Source organism: Tenacibaculum sp. UWU-22, assembly GCF_041021355.1.
GTDB lineage: Bacteria > Bacteroidota > Bacteroidia > Flavobacteriales > Flavobacteriaceae > Polaribacter.
The window spans coordinates 1-1,953 of sequence record NZ_JBFNGP010000016.1 but is presented as its reverse complement, the minus strand read 5'-3'; the positions used below and the strand labels follow the sequence as shown (position 1 = coordinate 1,953).

Below are 1,953 nucleotides of genomic sequence, written 5' to 3'. Positions count from 1 at the left end.
AATAGCGAAAAAGGGAATTGTAATCTTGGAATATTTGGACAGCTATTCCAAAACGTTCTCTATAAAAAGAATGGAATTAAAAAACACGCTACAACACCGGCTATAGTTCATTGCTTCTGACTTTCCTTGCGGAAAGTCCTCGCAAATTTGCTATCTTTGGTTCTAAAGCGGAAAATCCTCGCGGATTTTCACGCAACGAAACCATAGCCAAACACGTTGTAAGTAATTATAAAACACTAACCTGAATGCCTTTAGAAACATTAAGATTCCATTTTTATTCTTTAAAGTTCAAACCTTATGCAGGTTTAGCGGAAAAACATAATAGTAGTACAATTTTAAAAGACACTATTACTTACTTAATGAAAGAATTAAGAAATGGACAAGGACATTTAATTGACAAAAATCGGAATCGTGAAAATGAAGGAGCAAGAGAATTGTTTATGACTAGTGCAGTTTTTATGCACAAAGAAAGAAGAATAAGATGTTCGTTAGCACTACTTCGTTCAGGACGAGTGCCAAAAATAAAACCAGTAGATGAATTTAAACTTGTACCAATTAAAACTCTTGGCTCAATTGCGGAAGAAACTCACTTTTTCATAGACTTTAGTAGAAATTACGGTGTAATCTGCATAGAATACAATTACTATGGACCAAGAATTTCCGATGTTGAGTATTATTTGAGAAATGTAGCGAGAGATAAATTAAAACTTTCTAAAGCAACCGAAGTCAATCTTTATATGAGTAATACAATTGACAAAACACTTGAAAGTTTGAAAAATGTTCTGAATATGCAAATCAAAATCCAGCCAAGTAAAATTGCTCAAATGGATAATGATATTAAAGGACAATATTTTACAGGAATAAATACTATCGGTAATAGGTTAAAACCAAATTACATAAAAGTAGAAACACTTTTTCAAACACCTGGAAATACAGTTGAAAGCAAAGAATTGAATAAAGAAGCTAATTCAATGGTTCGTACTTTAATTCAAAAGTTCAAAGCACGTCCGTTTAATATTGACTGTTTTGATGATTTTGTAGTAAAATATGAGAATAAGGAAGGAAATGAAGAAGTTTTTAACCTTCTAAAAGGGAAAAAAGAATTGGAGTATGAAGTAGAAATGTCAACGCTTAAAAAAAGACGAAATTGGTATGAATTAATAGAAAAAGATTTTGATGAATTTATGGTAACATTTAACTAATGATTTTAGACAAATACTTTCAAAGACCAGTTTTATACGACTACCTTTTTTCTATAGTCGTTGGAACAGTATTGTATTTATGCTTTTATAAAGGTTTATTCAATCTACCTAAAGACGAACGTTCTTTATCTATGACATCTGATTTAGCAAATGTTGGTCTGACAAGTGCTGGTTTCATTTTAACCTTATTGACAGTTTTGATTACATTCAAAAGTAGTTCTCGAATAAACAAAGGAAACTATTCAGAAGATGATTCCTTATTTGATTTGTTTTTTGCATCTGACCTCTATTTTACAACTGTACGAATTTTAAAAAACTGTATTAAATCTTTGATTTTAATTTCAGTTTTAGGTTACGCCTTAAAATTGGGATTACCTAAAGAATATTTGGAATATGTGTTTTTTTATAATGTTTTCGGTTTAATCATAATTGCCCTTACACTTTATAGGTGTCTATTAATACTGACCAAAATATTAAAAATGCAGAAATAAATAACTACTTACAACAATGTACAACCGCAATTACGGCGGATTCGACTACGTCCGAATCCACTCGGAATTGCTAACGGTTGGTATAAACTGAAATTTTGTATATTTAAATCCGTAACTGACGGTTATACTAACACGTTACCAAACAGTTGACAAAAAATGAACATACAATTTAAAAAAAAGCGATTTAGGCATTATTTAGTTTTCGGAATTTTATGGTTCGTTCTTGGAATTACAGCAATTATCTTTAATTCGGACAACAT

2 protein-coding genes are annotated in these 1,953 nt (G+C 30.5%); both read left to right on the top strand.

Features of this window, described 5'->3' with window-relative positions:
• Positions 1 to 245 precede the first annotated feature (245 nt).
• The gene (locus AB2B44_RS10575) at positions 246 to 1,202 is read left to right on the top strand and encodes a hypothetical protein (protein ID WP_369049553.1); all 957 of its coding nucleotides are present in this window, start codon (positions 246 to 248) and stop codon (positions 1,200 to 1,202) included.
• Positions 1,202 to 1,693, top strand: coding sequence for a hypothetical protein (locus AB2B44_RS10570; protein WP_369049552.1), 492 nt, complete (start codon positions 1,202 to 1,204; stop codon positions 1,691 to 1,693). The genes AB2B44_RS10575 and AB2B44_RS10570 overlap by 1 nt, the downstream gene beginning before the upstream one ends.
• Positions 1,694 to 1,953 lie beyond the last annotated feature (260 nt).